Raw genomic sequence first — 21,936 nt, 5'->3', positions numbered from 1 at the left:
AACATAATTAAACTTGTACATATAATCACAAACTCAAAAAATGATTATAGTTTCAATTTTTGCTGTAAACTAAGCGAAAAGTGCCGTTTATTACCTTAAGGAGTGAAATAGATGAATATTACAATATATGATGTTGCACGGGAAGCGAACGTTTCAATGGCAACGGTTTCACGTGTTGTCAATGGAAACCCGAATGTTAAGCCAGCAACAAGAAAGAAAGTCATGGAGGTCATTGACCGTCTTGGCTACCGTCCGAATGCGGTTGCACGCGGACTGGCAAGCAAAAAGACAACAACTGTCGGCGTAATCATTCCCGATATTGCAAGCCCGTTTTTTGCGGAGCTGGCAAGGGGAATCGAAGATATTGCTACAATGTATAAATACAATATTATCTTGAGCAACTCTGACCAAAACATTGAAAAAGAGCTGCATTTGCTGAACACTATGCTTGGCAAACAAGTTGATGGAATTGTTTTCATGGGTGGCAATATTAAGGAAGAACATGTTGAGGAATTCAAAAAGTCACCAGTGCCAATCGTCCTCGCAGGCTCAATCGAGGAAACAGGTGAAATACCATCTGTAAATATCGACTATGAGCAGGCGACATTCGATGCAGTTTCTACTTTTGTAGAAAAAGGCCATAAGGAAATTGCATTCGTGATTGGGCCGCAGCTGGAGCCAATCAACAAGGATAAAAAGCTTGAAGGATACAAGCGTGCATTAAAAGACGCAGGAATTCAGTATAACGAAGAGCTTGTGGTCGAGGGAGATTATACGTATGATTCAGGTCTCGAGGCAATTGAAAGAATCCTCGAGCTCGACAAGAAGCCAACAGCAATCCTGGTCGGGTCGGATGAAATGGCACTTGGGGTCATCCACGGTGCTTTTGACCGAGGATACAGCGTTCCAAAAGATTTCGAAGTAATCGCTTCGGACAATACAAGATTGACATTAATGGTACGCCCTCAGCTTACAACGGTTGTCCAGCCTTTATACGATATCGGAGCAGTTGCCATGCGCTTATTGACGAAATACATGAACAAAGAAAAAGTGGATGAGAATATCGTCGTCCTGCCACACCGGATCGAAAACAGGGATTCAACGAAATAATCTGAGCAGCCTCTTGCAGCAAATGCAAGGGGCTTTTTTAGCAAAATTACGTGAAATCCTCTTATAAAAGATGAAATCCAACGTGATATAAAAAAATACTGCCAAATCTTCTGATACAGCACTAACCAATGAAAGTCTCGGCTGCTTTTATTTAACCTTAACGCCTACAATTTAAAGTAAGCCGACCACTTTTTGAATTAATTCGATCACTTTTCAAATTAATTCGACCACTTTTTCAGTTTTTTCGACCACTTTTCAAATTAATTCGACCACATTTTCGGTTTTTTCGACCACATTTCAAGTTTTTTCGACCAACTCGAAATGTCGACCTTGCCTGCAGCATATCTCCCTTCTGTAAAACAAAAAACCGGGATACAAACACCCGGTTTCGCACTTACACAGTTTCTGATTTTTTATTAGAGCGGATTGGATATAATGCTTTCTCGACTGTCTGGGCATTCTTTTCTGTAATTTCCGGTTTTCGCGGGATTGGCGGGTATAAGTTTTCTGGATCATCCCATTCAAGCGGCAATTCAACAGGTGCCTGATCCTTCCATTCATCGATCCATTCCTGCGGCAAACTGCCATAACAGTTTGAGTTTTCAATCATCTCAAGCCAGATCAGTGACCAGGCTCTTGGTACCACGCGCCAAATGTCGTAGCCTCCGCCGCCAACCGCAATCCACTTGCCACTGCAATATTTATGGGAAACCTCATGGGCAAGCTTGGGAATTTCCCGATAGATTTTCATCGTTGCCGACAGATGGGTCAATGGATCAAGATAGTGGGCATCCGCACCATTTTGCGTCAGAATGACATCAGGCTTGAAGAATTCGACTATTTCAATCAGTGATGTTCGATAGGCATCAAGCCATGAGTCATCCTCTGTGAAAGCATCGACCGGGATATTGAAAGAATACCCGTAGCCTTTGCCCTGCCCGCGTTCATTCACATTGCCTGTACCGGGGAAAAGATAGCGGCCGGTTTCATGGATCGATAATGTGCATACATTCGGGTCATCATAGAATGACCATTGAACGCCATCGCCGTGATGGGCATCGGTATCGATATATAATACCCGTGCATTGTATTTTTTCTGCAGGTATTTAATCGCAACAGAACTGTCATTGTAAATGCAGAAGCCCGAAGCTTTGCCGCGGAACCCATGATGAAGGCCTCCGCCTAGGTGCAAAGCATGATCAGCCTTTCCGTTCATCACATAATCCACTGCCGTCAGCGTGCCGCCAACAAGCAAAGCACTTGCTTCATGCATATTGTCAAAAATCGGCGTGTCTTCCGTTCCCAGTCCATATCCTTCCGCGGTTTCAGCTTTAAGCTTTCCCTGGCCGGCAAGCTTAACAGCGTTTACAAAATTGGGATCATGGACGAGGTGAAGTTCCTCATCCGTGGCCATCCGTGGCGCAACAATCTGACTGTCCTCAATTGCGCCGATTTTACGCAATAAATCCAGCGTAAGCTTCAACCGCATCTGGTTAAAAGGATGGTTGCTGCTGAACCGGTAGTTCAGCAGCTCGTCTGAAAAGACAAACACAGAGCGGTCGGTCATGATGAAACACCCGGGAGATTAGGCCAGAGTACTTGGTGTCCCGCTTTTTTCAGATCCTCGATCACTGCGATTGGATTCATCGTCTGAATCCTTACAACGAGGATTTTGTACCGCTCATCCTTTTGGTCAGGGTAGACAAGTACACTTTGGATATTTGCCTTCCGCATACTGATCAAGGATGCTATCTCGCAAAGCATGCCTGCTTTGTTGGGAACCTTTACTTCAATCTGGGAGCCGGGCTGGTGGGCGCCTGTAAGCTCTACAAGCGTATGCAGCAGATCTGTTTCTGTTACAATACCTACCAGCTTCCTGTCATTGATGATTGGAAGGCAGCTGATATTATGTTCATAGAACACAGCTGATATTTCTTCGACGAAATCCAAAGGGTGCCCGGTGATCACATTTGTGGTCATAATTGATTTTACCGGATTATCAAGCTCCCCCTTATGTTCATCCCAGTGGAAAACCGACGGGGCAGCATCCTTGATATCGCGATCGGAAACGAGTCCGATCACTGCGTGGTCCTTATTCACGATGGGAATATGCCGAATTTTATTTTCCGCCATCAGTTTGATCGCGGCTGCAATGGTATCTTCAGGAAAAAGCGTCGTGACGTTCTTTTTCATAATTTCCTCGACGATCATAATTCCTTCCTCCTTGACTGATGAGGTATCTTTTAAGCTTTAATACATAAAACGGTTCATGAACCGCAGTTGGTCAAACTTTTGCACAGATTCAGGGGGAATTCTCTTGCCAATCCGTGCCATAAGACAGTTTGCCGGGTGCGAACTGATTTCAGGATCATCTGTCGCGTACCAGACAAGACCGCCTGCATTCATCATTTTTTCCATGACTTTTCGATATTCCCATACATTGAGCCCTGTTCCTTTCAGGTCCCAATGCCAGTAATATTCAGTAGTTATAATGATATAATCTTCCATCGCGTCATCCATCATGGAAACCATCAGCAAATTCTTGCCGACTGAGCACCCGCGAAATTCAGGTATGACCTCGATTGCACCAAGTTCGATCAAATCTTCCATTTTTCCCTCAGACCATCTCTCAAGCGGGTCTGGATACAGATAAGTTACATAGCCGACGATCATATGCCCTGAACGAGCCACAATGATCCGTCCTTCAGGCAGACCGGAAATCTCAACCAGCGCCTTGTGCTGCTGGGCTGGAGGCCGGAAAGCCACCAAATCTTCGTGGAATTCATAGCTTGCCAGTTTTTCAGGAGAAATCGGGCCTTCAATGATCAAACGGCCATGAGGAGTCTTCAGTTCTTTTGCGTTATAAGTCTTTTTATGTTCCATTCAGTCACCACCCGTCAACAATTAAAACGATAATTCTATTATACATAAAATCTAACAAATAAAAGCGCTTTCACAAAATTTTCTGTTTTTAGACAAGGACTTTATCAGCAGAAAAAGCTGGCAGGGAAACCAGACTTTCTTTTCTACTAATATTTTAAAAATTGAGAAAATCGAATTTTTATACTATAATGTATTTTAAATAAATAAGCCAAGGGGGATGGATACATGAAAGTGGAAGCGCTGCCAGTGACGCAAGGGAATCATAACTTAAAAAATTATGAAGAGCTTCATGGCCAATTTGATTGGGGTGAAGCTGAAAAAGAGTTTTCCTGGTCTGATACAGGAAGGGTCAACATTGCATATGAAGCAATTGACCGCCATGCAGAAAGTTTCAGGAAAAATAAGATTGCGCTATATTATCAGGATGGGGTGCGCAAGGAAAAATATACCTTCAAAGAAATGAAGGAGCTTACCAATAAAGCTGGTAACGTATTTAAAACATACGCGGATGTGGAAAAAGGGGACCGCGTATTTATCTTTATGCCTCGTTCTCCAGAACTGTATTTTGCAGTTCTCGGGGCGGTAAAACTGGGTGCAATCGTAGGCCCATTATTTGAAGCGTTCATGGAGGGAGCTGTCCGGGACAGGCTTCAAGACAGCGGTGCAAAGGTATTGGTCACGACACCTGAGCTGCTGGAACGTGTTCCTGTCGATGAGCTGCCAGACTTGAAGCATATTCTTCTTGTTGGTGACAACCTGGAAGCTAATGATCGGTATATTGATTTTAAACAAAAGCTTTCTGAAGCAAGCAAAAAGCTGGATATCGAATGGGTTGACCGCAAGGATGGACTGATTTTGCATTACACTTCCGGTTCAACTGGAAAGCCAAAAGGGGTACTGCACGTCCATAATGCGATGATCCAGCATTACCAGACCGCAAAATGGGTTCTAGACCTTAAAGAAGAGGATGTCTACTGGTGCACAGCGGATCCAGGATGGGTAACAGGGACATCATACGGAATCTTCGGACCATGGCTTGCAGGAGCGTCAAATGTAATTATTGGCGGGCGTTTCAATCCTGAGACATGGTACAAGATGATCGAAGAGTACGGAGTGACTGTCTGGTATAGTGCTCCGACAGCCTTCAGGATGCTGATGGGTGCGGGCGATGAGGTCGTGAAAAAATTCGACCTGAGCTGTCTGCGCCATATCCTGAGTGTTGGTGAACCGCTGAACCCTGAGGTAGTCAGATGGGGAATGAAAGTGTTCAACCTGCGCATCCATGATACTTGGTGGATGACTGAAACCGGTGCACAGCTGATCTGTAATTACCCAAGCATGGAAATCAAGCCTGGTTCAATGGGTAAGCCAATCCCAGGTGTTCAAGCGGCAATCGTTGATGACCAGGGAAATGAACTGCCTCCATACAGAATGGGCAATCTGGCAATCAAAAAAGGCTGGCCATCGATGATGCACACAATCTGGAACAACCCGCAGAAGTATGAATCGTATTTCATGCCTGGCGACTGGTATGTTTCCGGTGACTCAGCATACATGGATGAGGATGGATACTTCTGGTTCCAGGGACGGATCGATGATGTCATCATGACCTCAGGTGAGCGTGTCGGACCATTTGAAGTAGAAAGCAAGCTCGTTGAACACCCTGCAGTCGCTGAAGCAGGTGTCATCGGCAAGCCGGACCCAGTCCGCGGCGAAGTCATCAAGGCGTTCATCGCATTGCGTGACGGTTACGAGCAATCCGACGAATTGATCGAAGAAATCCGCCAATTCGTGAAAAAAGGTCTTGCAGCACATGCAGCACCTCGTGAAATCGAATTCCGCGATAAGCTTCCTAAGACACGAAGCGGGAAAATCATGCGCCGCGTGTTGAAGGCATGGGAACTTGACCTTCCAACCGGCGACCTGTCTACAATGGAAGATTAATTGAACCGTTAAAAAGAGCGTGAACAAGTTTCACGCTCTTTTTACATCTTAATAAGGAAAACACCGCATCCATTTGGACGCGGTGTTTTTCTTTATAGCTAGTTTCCAGTTCCATCGCCGCCGTCTCCTCCGCCGGTCCCATCACCATCACCAGGCGGTGGTGGAGGTGGTGGAGGCTTCGGAGGATCCTTTGGTTTTGGATCGGTTGGAGGCGGGTCTTTCGGTTTTGGATCCTTCGGTTTGTCGTCCTTAGGAGGATCCTTAGGTTCTGGTTTTTTGCCAATTTCAATGATATTCGATGGCGCGGATTCTTTTCCAGCTATATCGACAGCTGTGACATAGAATACGCCGTCTCCTGCATTGAAACTCAGTTTTTCTCCTGCTTTGATGCTGCCGACTTTTTTCTTATTGTTATAGATTCGGTAGCCGACAATATCATTTTCTGGGTGTTTGCCCCAGGCAATTGTTTTTCCGGAAAGCTTGATTCCGAGCGCTGCTGGAGTCTTGCCATTTTCACTCAGTTTATCATTCGCAACGAGTATTTTGTTCCAGGCATCCTTTTTAGGGATCAACTGCTGCGGATTCCCGATTTTATGGCCGATGTAGCTTTCCATATATTCGGGGTTCAAAATGACACCTGTATCTGTAAACTCTGCTGGCGTTGAATCAAGGGCAATATAGCGCTTGTCTCCTACAGTAACGAATTTATTTTCAACCAAACTGTCATCAACCTTCGTTGGTGCGTATTTCGCTATGAAATAGTCTGACTCCACAAGGCCTGCTTTCGAACATGCACTTGAAGGAAGCAAACCGGAAACGGCACAATAAGATCGTTTGACAATACCTCCAGGCATCTTGAAGCGTTCTTCCGGATCGACCAGCTTAGGATCGACATCATAGGCCGCATTCATCAGGTCAGCCCAGATGTATTGAGTACGCACGCCATAGGAAAGTCCTTTATATCTTTTTTCGAGTGCTTTAGGTGTATCGTAACCAAGCCATACCCCGAAGGAGACATTCGGATTGGTTGCCACAAACCATGAATCAATATACTCATGTCCAGTACCTGTTTTGCCAGCCCAGTCAGAACCAAATTTCAATCTTCCTTTTACAGCGGTGGCAGTACCACGGTTGATGACGTCACGCATCATATCGATGGTCAGATATGATGTCTGCGGACTGAAGACATCGACTGGTTCAGATTTATGCTGGAAAACGATTTCGCCATTTTTGTCGACGATTTTTTCAATCATATATGCATCAATGAATTTCCCGTTGTTTGCGAATGTACCGAATGCGTTGGTGTTTTCTTCAACAGTAACACCGCCTCGAAGGGAACCAATTGCAGTCGATAAGTTGGAATAGTCATCAGGCTGCAGATTACTAAAGCCCATCTTATCCAGGAAATTCGCGGGTCTCTGGCCGAGGATGCTCTTATAGGCCAGGACAGCAGGTACGTTGTAAGACTTCATCAAAGCATGTCTGGCAGAGGTCAAACCGCTGTATCTCATGTCATAGTTATTTGGCCACGCTTTGCCCTTTCCATTTAAAAATACTTGAACATCCGGTAAAACAGAACCGGGATGCAATTTACCGAGCTCCATTGCAGGAGCATACACCAGAAGCGGCTTCATCGTCGATCCGTTCTGTCTTGGAGCCCTTGTAGCATGGTTCGTCTGTTCCCGTTTAAAGTTACGGCCACCGACAAAGCTGATGATTTTGCCAGTTTTGTTTTCAATCAGAGTAGCGCCGATTTCCACAGGTTCTTTGACAACCATCATTTTGTCCGGATCATCAGGATCAGGAACTTCCTGAGGTTTTTCGCTTCCATAGTAAGGATAATTTTTCGCAGTTTCCTGCATTTTTTCATAAATCTCTTTATTGATGGTTGTGTAAATCTTATAGCCGTTCTGACGAAGATCACGGTTGGCTAGTGCCTCATATTCAGCCATCAATTCATCATCTTTTTTCAAATCGTCGGCTTCATAGCCATCACGTTCAGCTAAAAGATTAGCCAAAATATCGATTGAGCGTTTCTCGATTTCAAATGTAAGGAATGGATATTCCTCAACTGTATTATCACTTGGAACCTCTTTCACAAAGTCTTTCGTAATATCGTAGTTGATTGCTTCATTGAACTCCTTATCGGAAATGAAGCCGGCACCGTGCATCCTTGTGATGACGGTCTTGTATCTCGACACGCCAGGTTCAAGTCCTGCAGGATCCTTAAGCTTGCCGTGGTCGCTGCTGAATGGCGTGTAGCCAAATGGACTCTGTGGAAGTCCGGCGATGAAAGCAGCTTGAGGCAGAGTCAAGTCTTTCGCGTCTTTTCCGAAAATCCCGTTTGCTGCGGCCTGGACACCGGCAATATTGCTGCCGTTCGCGTTACGGCCGAATGTAGCGACATTCAAATAAGCTTCGAGAATCTCTTTTTTATCGAAGAATTTTTCGAGGCGGAGGGCGAGAAGGATTTCTTTCGCTTTTCGCTCGAATGAAACTTCATTCGTCAGGATCTGGTTCTTGATGAGCTGCTGCGTCAGTGTGCTTCCCCCGGAGGATGTCGACGAGTTTGTGACCTCCTGGAAAAGGGCACGCAGGATCGCTTTAGGCACGACACCATCATGCTCGTAAAAATACTCATCTTCTGTTGCCACGACCGCATTGACCAAATACTTTGACATATCGTCAAGCTTTACTTCCTCGCGGTAAAGGTCGGTTCTGAGCTTGCCAAGATAAACATCGTTATCAAAATATAAATCCGATGTTTCTTCATAGTTGTAAATATCCTTCTTCATATTTTCATATGGCCGGATTGGTTCATCTTTGACAAGGGATGCAAAATACCCGGCCCCTGTTCCTGCGGCAAAGCCCGCACCGAGGACCAGTACAATAATCAATAAAAGCAATATGTTCCAGACAACCGAGTAAGTAATCCGGGCTCCTTTTACGGTCTTTTTATTCGTAAAAAAAGCACCAAAGGATTTAAGCTTCTCTTTCCAAGCCTGTTTTCCTTCATGCATTCATATCATTCCCCCTAAAATCACATACATTATAGCATAAACAAGCTGTCGAATAGACTCTAATCTTAATTTTTCTGAAAACTTATGTCGAATTTGACAACATATATCGCTTTATGGTAAAAATGCTTTATTAACTTTATAGCAAAAAGCTTTGAAGGGAATAAGTAGTGCTTCTGTCCATGTTCCAGAAAGCCGGCGGCCGCTGTGAGCCGGTACAAACAGAAGGATGAATTACCTCCCCGAGCGCCGCAGTGAACTGGATTCATAGTAGCCGCGGACGGTTTAACCGTTATTTTATGGAGTGGAAGACTTTTTATTTTAGTTTTCAAGCCGGGTGGTACCGCGCATTTAGCGCCCCTGCATTTATTGCAGGGGCGTTTTTTATTTTCGCAAAAAATCCGGTTACGAAATATATTTTGAATGGAGGAATTAGAAATGGAATTATTGAAAGACCTCGAGTGGCGCGGGATTATCTACCAGCAAACAGATGAAGAGGGAATGAAGGACCTGCTTTCAAAGGAGAAAATCTCACTGTACTGTGGTGTCGATCCAACAGCTGACAGCATGCATATCGGGCATCTTCTTCCATTCCTGACACTGCGCCGATTCCAGAATGCGGGCCACCGTCCGATCGTCCTTGTTGGCGGAGCAACCGGATTGATTGGCGATCCGAGCGGCAAGAGTGAGGAGCGTAAACTGCAAACGCTGGAGCAAGTACAGATTAACGTTGATGGAATTAAGAAGCAGCTAGGTAAAATTTTTGACGTAGAAGGCGATAATGGTGCACTGATGGTCAACAATTACGACTGGGCAGGTTCCATGGATGTAGTGACATTCCTGCGTGACTTCGGCAAGCATGTCGGCGTGAATTACATGCTGGCAAAAGATACGATCGCTTCAAGACTGGAAACAGGGATCTCCTTCACAGAATTCACCTACACCATCCTGCAGGCAATGGATTTCTTCCATTTATACGAAAAGCATGACTGCAAACTGCAGATTGGCGGAAGTGACCAGTGGGGCAATATTACCACCGGACTTGAACTGATCCGTAAAATGTCTGCAGAAGGCTCCAAGGCATACGGTATGACGATTCCGCTTGTAACGAAAGCTGATGGAACCAAGTTCGGCAAATCAGAAAGCGGAGCAGTATGGCTCGATCCTGAAAAAACTTCTCCATACGAGTTCTACCAGTTCTGGATCAACACCGCCGATGCAGATGTTGTGAAATACTTGAAGTTCTTTACTTTCCTCGAAAAGGAAGAAATTGAAGCTCTGGAAAAAGCAGTTGAAGAAGAACCGCATCTGCGCAAGGCACAGAAAGCTCTTGCTGAAGAAATGACTCGCATGATCCATGGTGAAGAAGCCCTTCAACAGGCAATCAGGATTTCCGCAGCACTTTTCAGCGGCGACATCAAAAACCTGAGTGCGGACGAAATCAGACAAGGCTTCAAAGATGTTCCTTCTTTTACAGTAGAAGGGGAAGAAGAACAAGGATTGGTCGACTTGCTGGTGGCTGCCAAAATCTCGCCATCGAAGAGGCAGGCACGTGAAGATGTATCAAATGGTGCAGTCTCCCTTAATGGAGAGCGCGTAACCGATACAGCATACGTCCTAAGCGATGCCGATAAGATCGAAGGGCAGTTTACGATTGTCCGCCGCGGCAAGAAGAAGTACTTTATGATTAAATACTAGAGTTTTTCGCTAATTTTGATGTTTTATGCGGAGAACATCATAAAAACAGCCTCCTGGGATACCGGGAGGCTGTTTCTTCTATAAGAATGAAATCAGTTTTTCACTTTTTCGACCACTTTTGCAAATATATCAGCGGATTTTTAAATATATCGACCATACTTTCAAAAATATCGGCGGATTTTCAAATATATCGACCACAATTGAGTAGATATCGACCAACCCGAATATAATAGGCTGGCTCATGTGAAATGTTGGTGGAATAAATGAAACAAAAAACCCCGGCCAAATCGGCAGGGGTTTTTCAAACACTCTATTAACGAGAGTAGAATTCAACGATAAGAGCTTCGTTGATTTCAGCTGGAAGTTCAGAACGCTCAGGCATACGAGTGAAAGTTCCTTCTAGCTTGTCTGCATCGAAAGTCAAGAAGTCAGGTACGAAGTTGTTTACTTCGATTGCTTCTTTAACTACATCAAGGTTGCGAGACTTTTCACGAAGTGTGATTGTCTGGCCAGGAGCTACGCGGTAAGATGGGATGTCTACGCGTGCGCCATCAACCATGATGTGGCCGTGGTTTACTAACTGGCGAGCTGCACGACGAGTGCGAGCAAGACCAAGACGGTAAACAACGTTGTCAAGGCGAGCTTCAAGAAGGATCATGAAGTTTTCACCGTGCTTACCAGGCATTTTGCCTGCTTTGTCGAACAAGTTACGGAACTGGCGCTCAGTAACTCCGTACATGTGACGAAGCTTTTGCTTCTCTTGAAGTTGCAATCCGTATTCGGAAAGCTTTTTACGCTGGTTAGGACCATGAGGACCTGGTGCGTAAGGGCGTTTTTCTAATTCTTTACCTGTACCGCTTAGTGAAATTCCAAGACGGCGGGATAGTTTCCAGCTTGGGCCGGTATAACGAGCCATGAATGACTCCTCCTTAGTTTTTATTTTGTAAAATAAAAACAGATTGTGATTAACCATCATGGGTATTTTGTTTTCATGTACCTTCGCCCTAGCAGCAGCGGGTTACGAGATACACCATCAAACCAGGTTTGAGGAACAAAATACATACATCATGCAGATCACATAGGCTGCGATATTTTACACAAAGAGTATTATATAATTTCTGTGCCAATAAAGTCAAGGGGATATTTCAAGTCATTGCCTTTTTAAGATGAAATTCTTCCGAAAACTTTGGTTTATATATCATACTATTTTACTAGGTCTATGATATAATAAATAGTAATTATTTTATTTTTCAAATATTTGGATATTGCCTTGCCACGTGATGAATCATTTTCTCTTAATCAGGCTGCTGCCTGTAAAACAGCTACTTACAAATCGCTGTGAAGTGATTTTAAAACAGGTGATACATATGGAAGAATTGGTAGAACGGGAAACAATATTGGAATTGAAAAGCAGGTTCTTTGAATTAATCAGCACGGGCAGATTGTCTGTCACGGACATCCTCTCGCAAATGTTGACTTTGCTAAAAGAACTTCTCCAGGCAGCTGAGGTCGATTTATATAGATGCGAGGAATGGGAGCATGGCATGATTCTTGAGGCCACGACCCGCAGCGATCTGAATGAGGAAATTACGGGTAATTTCCCGGAATGTCTCATAGGCAAACTGACTGAAACCCCACAATCATTTAAAAAAAATCCAGAATTTCTCCCGCAATATGATTTAGCGTTTGTCCTAGATGCAAAGGGAAATGTTAAGAATTTATGTGCTATTCAAATGAATGGCGCTTCAGGTGAGCGCCTTTCGGACAGCCTTCTGGAAAGGCTTGTTGACGAGTGTGCTTTGTTCATAAAAAAAATCCACACCCTTGCGGAGACAACGGAAGAAGAAAAACGGTATAAGCAATTATTCAGGGTAACGAAAAAATTCCACTCGACAATGGATATGGATGCTGTGCTCGATGAAATCATTACCACATTAAGAGAAGTGTATCCTTCGTTCACCTATTATCTCCTGCTGTCCCATGACCACAAGGGCTACGGAGAGTTGCCGGTAAAAGACCTTGAGTACAACAGTGAAAATCAGACTGCCATGCAATCTTATGTGAGCGGTAAGATTCAGTTCGAGGACTCAGTCATTGATAAAAACTCCATCATGTATGCACCTTTAAAAGGAAGACAGGGCGTATACGGAGTGCTGCAGGTCATTGCCCCGGACTCGCTTGTGTTTCCGCAAAACGAAGTAGAATTCATTAAACTCCTTGCAAATACCGCCGGAAGCGCACTGGAGAATGCGAAGCTTTACGAGCAATCAAGGAAGCTTATTGCAGATTTGCAGCTAATTAATGAAACATCTCATCAATTGAATACAAGCCTTCGCCTCACAGATACGATGAAGTTTATATGCGGAAGGATCATCAAGTCCTTCGATGCCAGGGAAGTCGGTTTTATCATGCTTGATGAAGACAATCTTGATTACTCCGTCCTTCAGGGAAGCACCAGTTTCTTCTTTTCAAAGGAGGCTTCCAATTATATTTTGAAAGTCGCCAAACGGGTCAAGCAGGATCTGGAACCATTGTTCATAGGGGATATTTCATATGATATCGGGGGTGCTTCTACGCATTTCCGCTCGGTAATGTGTGTACCGATGATCCAGAGCGGTGATTTAAAGGGGTTCGCGCTTGTCATGCATGAGGAGCCATATCACTTTGCATTCGATACATTCAAGCTGCTGCAGTCCCTCATCCACCATTCGACTTTAGCTTTCACCAATTCGATGCTTCGTGAAGAATTGGAGAAAATGGTCGTGACGGATCATTTGACAAAGCTGTATTCCCGAGGCTATCTGGATGAAAAAATGAATCTGTCGATGCTTGAGGATGCGCAGGGAACCTTCATCTTAATTGATATTGATAATTTTAAATGTGTGAATGACCAGTATGGCCACCAGGTTGGAGACGAAGTGCTCATCCAGCTGGCCCGGCAGATAGCCAAAAATATCCGCGGCACGGATATTGGTGCCAGATGGGGCGGGGAGGAACTCGCGATTTACCTGCCAGGAGCTCCACTGGAAATCGGAGTCATGATTGCCAACAGGCTTGTAGATAAAGTCGAGAAACATACGAATCCAAATGTCACGATTTCATGCGGCGTTTCCACATGGATCAGGGGACAGGAAGATACGACCAAGACCGTGTTCAAAAGGGCGGACCAGGCTCTTTATAAAGCAAAAGGCTCCGGTAAGAACAAAGTAGTGGTCCAGAATGAAAACCAGTTTGATTTTAGTGATGAGGTTTAAATTTAACATTGGGAATTGGCCAGCTAGCGTCTAGTCCCTCAAGTCGTTTCGGTCCGCCAATGAAGTCAAGGACGATTTCATTGGCGGACCTCCAACGCTTGTCAGGGCTGATCAAGGCGCTCACGCCTTTCTAAGAAGCACTCAGAAATGAGTGCTTTTTCCGTTTAGCAGAACACAGGACTTTTTCAGCTGCTGTGAGTGAAATCACTTTCCATATCAGGGCAAATATCATATCCTGTTTATGGGGGTATTTTGTAAACGCTTACAAATATAGGAGGAATCGAAATGGGAGAGAAAAGATTCGAGACAGAAGTAATCCATGCAGGATATAAATCGGACGAATTCAGGGGAAGTCTTGCTCCCCCGTTATTTCAGACCAGCACGTTCACTTTTGACAGCGCGGAGCAAGGGGAAAGGCGTTTCGCCGGAGAGGAAGAGGGATTCATCTATTCCCGGCTTGGAAACCCGACTGTTGCCATGCTGGAAGAGAGGATGGCAGCGATTGAAAAAGGGGAAAAGGCACTTGCGTTTGGGTCAGGGATGGCTGCTGTCTCTGCGATATTAGTGGCACTGACGAGATCTGGGGACCATATACTTTGCTCACAGGGTGTATATGGCTGCACATTTGGCCTATTGCAGCTTATGAAAGAAAAATATGATATCAATCATGATTTTTCGATGATGGCGACAAGGGAAGAAGTGCTGGCCGCTATTACCCCGGAGACAAGAGTCATCTATATCGAGACACCAATTAACCCAACGATGAGACTGGTTGACTTGGAGATGGTTGCAGACGTCGCGAAAGAAAAGGGTATTCCGGTCGTCGTCGATAACACCTTCAGTTCACCATATCTGCAGAATCCGCTTGAGCTTGGATGCGATTTCGTCATCCATAGCGCAACAAAATATATTTGTGGGCATGGAGATGTGATTGCTGGTGTAGCTGTAGGTCCTAAGGAGATCATGTCTAAAATCGCGATGACTACCCAAAAGGATATCGGCGGGGTGATTTCACCTTTCGATGCATGGCTGCTGCTTCGCGGCTTGAAGACACTTCCTGTAAGGATGGACCGTCACTGTGAAAATGCTGAAAAACTGGCATCCTATTTGTCCGGGCATCCGGCAGTGGAAGAAGTCATTTTCCCTGGCGATCCAAAGCATCCTGATTACGCAATCGCGAAAAAGCAAATGCGCAAACCGGGCGGACTGATTTCCTTCAACATAAAAGGTGGCCAGAAAGAGGCACAGGCATTCATCAACAAATTAAAACTCATTAAAATCGCCGTCAGCCTCGGTGATGCAGAAACATTGATCCAGCATCCGGCGACAATGACACATGCGGTCGTGCCGAAGGAAGCGAGAGAAAAAATGGGGATCAGAGAGAATATGCTAAGGCTTTCGGTTGGACTGGAAGCGTGGGAAGATTTAAGGGATGACCTTGAGATGGCATTTGAATCAGTAAGAAAAGAGAGCACAATGGAAACAGGCTCTATTTAATAAAACAAATCAAACCCCTCCCGGAAATCCAGGAGGGGTTCAGTATGTTCGTTCATTTAGATAGACTGTGCAAGCACTTCAACGAATTCCTCCAGCTTTTGCTGGTCCAATTCATCAAAACGATTTTTTTCAGGCGAGTCGATATCAAGGACACCAATAACGTTTCCATTTTTCAGGATTGGTACGACGATTTCAGATTGGGAGGCAGCATCACAGGCGATATGGCCAGGGAAGGCATGGACATCTTCAACCCTTACTGTTTCTTTTTTGGATGCAGCCGTACCGCAAACACCTTTTCCAAGTTTAATTCTTACACAGGCAGGAAGTCCCTGGAACGGTCCGAGGACAAGCTCGCCATCCTCCATCAGATAAAAGCCGACCCAGTTGATGCGGTCAAGAAACTGGTTCAAAAGTGCAGAAGCATTGCTCAAGTTGGCAATAGAATTCTTTTCATCCTCAATTAGTGCTTTCAGTTGTTTAATCACCAAGTCGTAATTTTTTTCGCGGCTTCCGCTGTATGTTTCGACGTTAAACATCGTTATTCCCCCTAATTCATGAAGTTTTACTCTACATTGTATCAAAAATCGGCGAAACAATGGAGACTTTGTCGAGCTTTTTATAAAGGAAATTTTAATGATTTCCAGAAAGATAAACAGTAAGGTTAATTGCGGAAAGCGAGGGGCGGAGCAATGAGAAAAAATTCAAAAGCTGCGATTATTGATGCGGCCATCTACTTATTCAATACGAAGGGGTTCAATGGAACATCAGTGAGGGACATTGCAGCAAGGGCAGACGTGAATGCAGCGAATATCTCATATTACTTCCAGAACAAGAATGGACTCCTCGAAAATTGTTTTACGGTTTTTTTTGAAAGCTATCTTAAAGAGCTGGAGAAAGGTTTTTCTTTCCTTGAATACGGTCCAGAGTACTGCCTGAATGCGATGGTTGAAAATGTATTGAGATACCAATGCGAAAACATTCAATTAACAAGGTTCATATTAAGAGAGATGACGATCGACTCGCAAGTTGTCAGGGAAATCATGTCGACCTACCATGTAAAAGAACGTTATATGTTCAAAAAGGTCCTTGAAGCCGGGATTGAGAACGGAGAATTCAAAAAGCATTCAGTCCAGTACAGTATTTTGCAGTTAAAAGGTCTTCTCCAGATGCCGTTTTTGAATACCCATTATGTTACAGAAGTTCTTCATGTACAGCCGCATGAAAAATATTTTGCGGACAAATACAGCGATGAGATTTCACATTGGATCAAAGGAACCCTTTGCACGGAACAGCAGGCTCATCAGAAAATGTTAATAAATATATAGGAAACCGGAAAATCTGCCGGTTTCCTTATTTTTTTATCCCCATGAATTCCAGTCCCTGTCCCAGTTCCTTTGCCTGATGGGCATCAGATCCGTACACGAGCTGGATTCCGCGTTTTTTGGCTTCACTGATTACCCATTCGGGCGGATAGGGTTCACGGCATAATGGCTTTGCCGTACCGGCTCCGTTGTAATCCAGTTCATAGCCAAGTTCTGACACCTTCTCCAGTATTTCAATGATTTCATCTGTACAATCATTTCTGAGCTGGTATTTCAGCTGGTATTTATTAGCCAGGGTCACATGGCCGATTCTTTTTGGCTTATACGGCCCCAAATCAGCGAGGATTGATTTCAGTACTGTTTGATAATAATGCCGGTGAACCTTTTCCACTGAACCATAAGCTTCCACCATTTTCCCGAAATGGTCTGGACTATAATCCAGGCAATCATATGTACCAGACTCGTTCTTTAAAAAATGGACCGACATTACGCCGTCATCTAGAAGCGGCCCGTATTTGTTCAGAAAATCGGCCGTTTGTCCTTCAAACCCTTCGATAAAATCAATCTCAAATCCGGTATTGATTTTTATTTTTCCCGCATATTTCTTCTTTGCTTCTGCGATGGTTTGAAAATAGGAATCCAGGTCTTCGGGCGCCATTGCGCTGTCCTGTAATGGCGTCGGGTCGATAAATCCTTCCGGCAATGGAGCGTGCTCGGCAAACGTGATTTCACTGTAGCCGAGCTGAAGGGCCTTTTGTATATAATCATCGATTTTGTCATTTGTCCCGTGAGGGCAAAAAGCCGTGTGGACATGTCCGTCTTTCAGGGAAATGCACCTCCAGAAGTGATTTCTTTTGTAAGAATTCAAGTTAAATCGGCCTAATTCGGACAATTTCAACAAAAAATATGAATTTAATAGTCAAAAATTGTCGTTAACATGGTAATATAATTACATTATACACGCATTTATCAAGAGATTTTATATAGAAGGATTCAGAACTTGGAATTTGTGAGGCCAGGGGGATAATAATGGAGTACATAATTGGCGGTATCGCGATACTAATCATTCTTTTTTTAATCGGCTATTTTATGAAACGAAAATATTACAGTGAGGTCGATCGCTATGAGTCCTGGAAAATCGATATCATGAACCGGCCTGTACTGGATGAAATGTCAAAGGTAAAACAGCTGAACATGACCGGGCAAACAGAAGAGCTTTTTGAGCGCTGGCGCCAGGAGTGGGACGAGCTTGTTACTTCAAAGCTTCCGGGCATCGAGGATTACCTGTTTGACGCGGAGGAGTATATCGATAAGTACAGGTTCAAGAAGGCGAAGGAATCTCTGGAAGTCATTGACCGAAAGCTGACTGAAACAGAAGATAAGATCAAGAAGATTCTAGGCGAGTTGAATGAACTTGTAGGAAGCGAAGAAAAGAACCGTGAGGAAATCGATGGTCTTAAAGAGAATTATCGAGAGAATAAGAAAAACCTTCTCACGCATCGCCATAGCTATGGAAGTGCAGAAGCCAGCCTCGAGGCTGTGCTTGAAGAGATTCAGGCAAAGTTCATCGAGTTTGACGAGAAGACCGAAAACGGAAATTATCTTGAAGCAAGGGAAACGGTTCTGTCCATCCAGTCATTGCTTGAACAGGTATCCGCGAAAATGGAATCCATTCCTGCACTTCTGCATGATTGCCAGTCGGCCATCCCGGCCCAGGTCAGCGATCTGAAAGATGGCGTAAGAGAGATGAAGGAACAGGGCTATGTATTGGATCATCTGAATGCCGATAGTGAAATCGAGGAAATAAGCAATGAATTGGCGAGCTATCTTGGTTCTCTTGAAAAAGGTGATGTCGAGAACGCCGAACAGGGCATCCAGGGTTTGAAGGAGCGACTTGAAAAACTGTTCGACATGCTTGAAGAAGAAGTCCTGGCTAAACGATATATTACAAACACGGAACATGTTGCTAAAGAAGTACTTGTGAAAGCAATCACTGAAAACAAGACACTTAAGGAAGAAACAAAGCATATACAGGAGAGTTATCATCTGACTGAAAAAGATCTTTCGGCACAAACTCATGTTGAGCAGCAGCTCAAGGGCCTGCTAAAGCGCTTTGAACTGATCGACCATAGAATTACCGAAAACGATACAGCACAAAGCATGATCAAATTGGAGCTTCAAGAAGCGAAAGAACAGCTTGATCAGCTAGTAGTAGAGCAAAAAGAATTGATGGAAAAGCTAAGCGCCCTGAGAAAGGATGAATTGGCAGCACGTGATAAAGTAAGGGGACTTTCTAAAAAGATTTCCGAACTGATCCGCACTGTCTCCAAAAGCAATATGCCTGGCCTTTCACAGGAATACAAATACCTGCTGGAAGATGCGCATGAAAGCATCAAGCAGGTCAATGATAAGCTTGAGGAAAAGCCGCTGGATATTCCTGCTGTTCAGCAATATCTGGAAATCGCCGTCCTGACAGTTGAAAAGCTTGAAACCTCGACTGAGGAAATCGTCGAGACAGTCATGCTGGCTGAACGCGTCATCCAGTATGGCAACAGATACCGCAGCCGTTACCCTTCCGTCGAAAGAGGGTTACGTGAAGCAGAAGAGCATTTCCGGAATTACGATTATCGCGAAGCACTTGAACAGGCAGCTACATCTATTGAAGAAGTGGATCCAGGTGCAATAAAGAAAATAGAGCATATGCTCTCAGATAAAAAGTGATAAAGCATGGTCTCCGATTGGAGGCCTGTTTTTTTGGGAATGGATTTTAGAATTTTTCATCATTTCTCATTGAAATGTTATTATGATATGATTTTTAGTTAGCAAGGTCTTGGAGCAAGGGGGAACACTGATGATCTATCTTGACAACAGCGCAACGACCAAACCTTATAAACAAGTATTGGATTCATTTATAAAAGTCTCAGAGGATTTCTATGGAAACCCATCTTCACTCCATAAAATCGGAGGACAGGCAGAAAAGCTGCTTCAGCAGGCAAGGTCCCAGGTGGCCAGGCTGCTGAGGGTCAAAGAGACGGAAATCCTTTTCACCTCAGGAGGAACAGAGAGCAATAACCTTGCCATCAAGGGGATTGCGATGGCTCACCGGGAGAGGGGCAGGCATATCATCACGACAAGCATTGAACATGCATCTGTCCAAAACGCCATGGTACAGCTCGAATCGCTCGGGTATGAAATAACATATGTGAAACCAGATTCCACCGGTTTTGTCAGTGCGGATTCAATCCAGAAGGAACTTCGTGAGGATACAATCCTTGTGTCTGTCATGCATGTCAATAATGAAGTCGGCACAATCCAGCCAATCGAGGAAATCGGGATAGTTTTGAAAAAGTATCCAAAGGCATTTTTTCACGTTGATTTCGTCCAGGGAATTGGGAAGGTGCCATTGGACTTATACCATTCGGGGGTCCATTTAGCGACGATTTCCGGACATAAATTCCATGGGCTGAAAGGGACGGGGGCCTTGTTTATGAAAGAAGGGGTCCGGCTGTCTCCTTTATTATCCGGCGGCAATCAGGAATGGAAGCAACGGAGCGGGACCGAAAACGTTGCAGGAATGGTAGCCATGGCAAAAGCGCTCAGGATGACGCTTGAACTGCGGGCAGAAAAGCTGGATCAAATGAAGTCAGCAATGGAAATATTAAGAAACGGCATCAGCCATATCAAGGAAATTACCATTCACACGCCGGAGGAAAAAAGCGCTCCCCATATCCTGAATTTCTCCATCAGCGGATTGAAGGCCGAAACATTCGTTCATGCTCTTGAAGAGAAGGATATTTATGTTTCAACGACAAGTGCCTGTTCCTCGAAGAAAAAGGCTGCCAGCAAGACACTCCTGGAAATGGGAATTCCTGTCGCAGAAGCGGAAAGTGCGATCAGGATCAGCCTGACCTACAGCAATACAGCAGAAGAAGCAGAAATAGCGGCAAAGGCAATTGCCGGGACTGTAAAACATTTAAGCGAGGTTATAAAGAAATGATGTATGACCGTATATTGGTTCGGTATGGTGAAATATCGACCAAAGGAAGAAATAGAAATAAATTCATTGACCGCCTAAGAAAAAATATCAAAAGGGCATTGAGCGACTATCCAAACGCTGTCATCAAAGCGGAACGCGACAGGATGTTCATCCTGCTTAATGGTGAAGTCAGCGATGAAATTGGAAAGAAGCTCAAGGAAATATTCGGGATCCAGTCCTTCAGCCCCGCCGTTAAAGTGGACAAGGACCTTGAAAAAATGAAGGATGCTGCTCTGGAGCTTTTCAAGAAAATCCACCAGCCAGGACAGACCTTCAAAATATCCGCCAAACGATCTGATAAGACTTTTGAATTGGATACGAACGGAATCAATTCGGAATTTGGCGGCCATATACTGAGGAATGTGGAAGGCCTGAAAGTTGATGTGAGGAATCCTGATATCAACCTTCAGATTGAAATCAGAAAAGAAGCAGCCTATATTTCAGCGGAAACGATCAAGGGCGCAGGAGGGCTGCCTGCCGCGTCCGGAGGCAAAGGGATGCTGATGCTTTCCGGCGGGATTGACAGCCCGGTTGCCGGCTACCTGACCATGAAGAGAGGCCTTGAAGTGGAAGGGGTCCATTTTTTCAGTCCGCCTTTCACAAGTGAACGCGCCAAGCAAAAGGTAATCGACCTTTCTGAGAAGCTTGCCGAAGTAAACGGACATTTTGCGCTTCATATCGTACCTTTTACTGAAATCCAGCAAGCCATTCACAAGCAAATACCGGAAAACTATACGATGACTACAACAAGAAGACTAATGCTGCGTATAACGGACGCAATCAGGGAAAAGCAGGGAGGACTTGCCATCATAACTGGCGAAAGCCTTGGGCAGGTTGCCTCTCAGACACTTGAAAGCATGTACGCCATCAACGAAGTGACAACAACTCCCATTATCCGGCCGTTAATCACAATGGACAAACTGCAGATTATGGATATCGCCCATGAAATCGATACCCATGATATATCAATCCGCCCATATGAAGATTGCTGCACGGTCTTTGTCCCTTCATCGCCTAAAACGAAGCCTAAGCTGGATAAAGTCCAGAACTTTGAAAGCTTCTTCGACTTTGAAGAACTGATTCAGAGAGCTGTTGAAGGAACAGAGCGGATTATCGTCAAACCGGCTTCTGAAAGAGAAGATAATCCGGTGGATGATCTATTCTAACTTGTTAAA

General features: G+C 44.5%; 16 protein-coding genes and 1 other annotated feature. Of the genes, 9 read left to right on the top strand and 7 right to left on the bottom strand.

Annotated features, from left to right (window positions below):
• Nucleotides 1-111: 111 nt before the first annotated feature.
• A complete protein-coding gene (gene ccpA / locus QNH36_RS18470; protein ID WP_144477259.1) occupies nt 112-1,110 on the top strand; it encodes a catabolite control protein A in 999 nt (332 codons plus the stop codon).
• 394 nt (nt 1,111-1,504) lie between these two features.
• On the opposite strand, the gene QNH36_RS18465 is transcribed toward ccpA, so the two are convergent.
• The 3 genes from QNH36_RS18465 to QNH36_RS18455 are packed head-to-tail and all read right to left on the bottom strand — an operon-like array spanning nt 1,505 to nt 3,993.
• Nucleotides 1,505-2,677 (bottom strand): acetoin utilization protein AcuC, encoded by a 1,173-nt coding sequence (locus QNH36_RS18465; protein ID WP_251544730.1) that lies wholly within the window; start codon nt 2,675-2,677, stop codon nt 1,505-1,507.
• Complete coding sequence (locus QNH36_RS18460) at nt 2,674-3,321, bottom strand: acetoin utilization AcuB family protein (protein ID WP_144477265.1); 648 nt, start codon at nt 3,319-3,321, stop codon at nt 2,674-2,676. Before QNH36_RS18460 ends, QNH36_RS18465 begins: the two co-directional genes overlap by 4 nt.
• A gap of 39 nt (nt 3,322-3,360) precedes the next feature.
• Nucleotides 3,361-3,993: a GNAT family N-acetyltransferase gene (locus QNH36_RS18455; RefSeq protein WP_144477268.1), complete on the bottom strand. Its 633-nt coding sequence runs from the start codon at nt 3,991-3,993 to the stop codon at nt 3,361-3,363.
• Nucleotides 3,994-4,218: 225 nt separating this feature from the next.
• Between QNH36_RS18455 and acsA the strand changes: the two genes are divergently transcribed.
• Entirely contained in the window at nt 4,219-5,937 is a 1,719-nt protein-coding gene (gene acsA, locus QNH36_RS18450; protein ID WP_144477270.1) for an acetate--CoA ligase, read from the top strand.
• A gap of 98 nt (nt 5,938-6,035) precedes the next feature.
• On the opposite strand, the gene QNH36_RS18445 is transcribed toward acsA, so the two are convergent.
• Entirely contained in the window at nt 6,036-8,957 is a 2,922-nt protein-coding gene (locus tag QNH36_RS18445) for a transglycosylase domain-containing protein (RefSeq protein WP_144477273.1), read from the bottom strand.
• Nucleotides 8,958-9,099: 142 nt separating this feature from the next.
• Nucleotides 9,100-9,319: a binding site (T-box leader), on the top strand.
• A 73-nt stretch (nt 9,320-9,392) separates the two neighbouring features.
• Here QNH36_RS18445 and tyrS point away from each other — a divergent pair.
• A complete protein-coding gene (gene tyrS / locus QNH36_RS18440; protein WP_144477276.1) occupies nt 9,393-10,652 on the top strand; it encodes a tyrosine--tRNA ligase in 1,260 nt (419 codons plus the stop codon).
• A 313-nt stretch (nt 10,653-10,965) separates the two neighbouring features.
• Here tyrS and rpsD read toward each other — a convergent pair whose 3' ends face one another.
• Entirely contained in the window at nt 10,966-11,568 is a 603-nt protein-coding gene (gene rpsD, locus QNH36_RS18435; RefSeq protein WP_079510073.1) for a 30S ribosomal protein S4, read from the bottom strand.
• A gap of 451 nt (nt 11,569-12,019) precedes the next feature.
• On the opposite strand from rpsD, the gene QNH36_RS18430 reads away from it, so the two are divergent.
• Both QNH36_RS18430 and megL read left to right on the top strand, forming a co-directional pair.
• Complete coding sequence (locus QNH36_RS18430; RefSeq protein ID WP_283903943.1) at nt 12,020-13,906, top strand: sensor domain-containing diguanylate cyclase; 1,887 nt, start codon at nt 12,020-12,022, stop codon at nt 13,904-13,906.
• Nucleotides 13,907-14,191: 285 nt separating this feature from the next.
• Nucleotides 14,192-15,403 carry a methionine gamma-lyase gene (gene megL, locus QNH36_RS18425; RefSeq protein WP_144477282.1) on the top strand — a complete coding sequence of 404 codons (1,212 nt, stop codon included), beginning with the start codon at nt 14,192-14,194 and terminating at the stop codon, nt 15,401-15,403.
• 56 nt (nt 15,404-15,459) lie between these two features.
• On the opposite strand, the gene QNH36_RS18420 is transcribed toward megL, so the two are convergent.
• Nucleotides 15,460-15,939, bottom strand: a complete 480-nt coding sequence (locus tag QNH36_RS18420; RefSeq protein ID WP_251541162.1) for a GAF domain-containing protein — start codon at nt 15,937-15,939, stop codon at nt 15,460-15,462.
• A 153-nt stretch (nt 15,940-16,092) separates the two neighbouring features.
• Here QNH36_RS18420 and refZ point away from each other — a divergent pair, with 153 nt between their 5' ends.
• Nucleotides 16,093-16,728, top strand: coding sequence for a forespore capture DNA-binding protein RefZ (refZ, locus tag QNH36_RS18415; RefSeq protein WP_251541160.1), 636 nt, complete (start codon nt 16,093-16,095; stop codon nt 16,726-16,728).
• Between the two features lie 25 nt (nt 16,729-16,753).
• Here the strand turns inward: refZ and hisJ are convergent, their stop codons facing one another.
• The gene (gene hisJ / locus QNH36_RS18410; protein WP_283903942.1) at nt 16,754-17,593 is read right to left on the bottom strand and encodes a histidinol-phosphatase HisJ; all 840 of its coding nucleotides are present in this window, start codon (nt 17,591-17,593) and stop codon (nt 16,754-16,756) included.
• Nucleotides 17,594-17,754: 161 nt separating this feature from the next.
• Here hisJ and ezrA point away from each other — a divergent pair, with 161 nt between their 5' ends.
• The 3 genes from ezrA to thiI all read left to right on the top strand — a co-directional run bounded on the left by ezrA (nt 17,755) and on the right by thiI (nt 21,927).
• A complete protein-coding gene (gene ezrA, locus QNH36_RS18405) occupies nt 17,755-19,446 on the top strand; it encodes a septation ring formation regulator EzrA (protein ID WP_283903941.1) in 1,692 nt (563 codons plus the stop codon).
• 130 nt (nt 19,447-19,576) lie between these two features.
• Nucleotides 19,577-20,722 (top strand): cysteine desulfurase family protein, encoded by a 1,146-nt coding sequence (locus QNH36_RS18400; protein WP_283903940.1) that lies wholly within the window; start codon nt 19,577-19,579, stop codon nt 20,720-20,722.
• Nucleotides 20,719-21,927, top strand: a complete 1,209-nt coding sequence (gene thiI, locus QNH36_RS18395; protein WP_283903939.1) for a tRNA uracil 4-sulfurtransferase ThiI — start codon at nt 20,719-20,721, stop codon at nt 21,925-21,927. The genes QNH36_RS18400 and thiI overlap by 4 nt, the downstream gene beginning before the upstream one ends.
• Nucleotides 21,928-21,936 lie beyond the last annotated feature (9 nt).

It is taken from the genome of Mesobacillus sp. AQ2, assembly GCF_030122805.1.
In the GTDB taxonomy this organism is placed as follows: Bacteria; Bacillota; Bacilli; order Bacillales; family Cytobacillaceae; genus Mesobacillus; species Mesobacillus oceanisediminis_A.
Note: the sequence above shows the minus strand (reverse complement) of the source record. Positions and strands in the feature narration are given on the sequence as shown.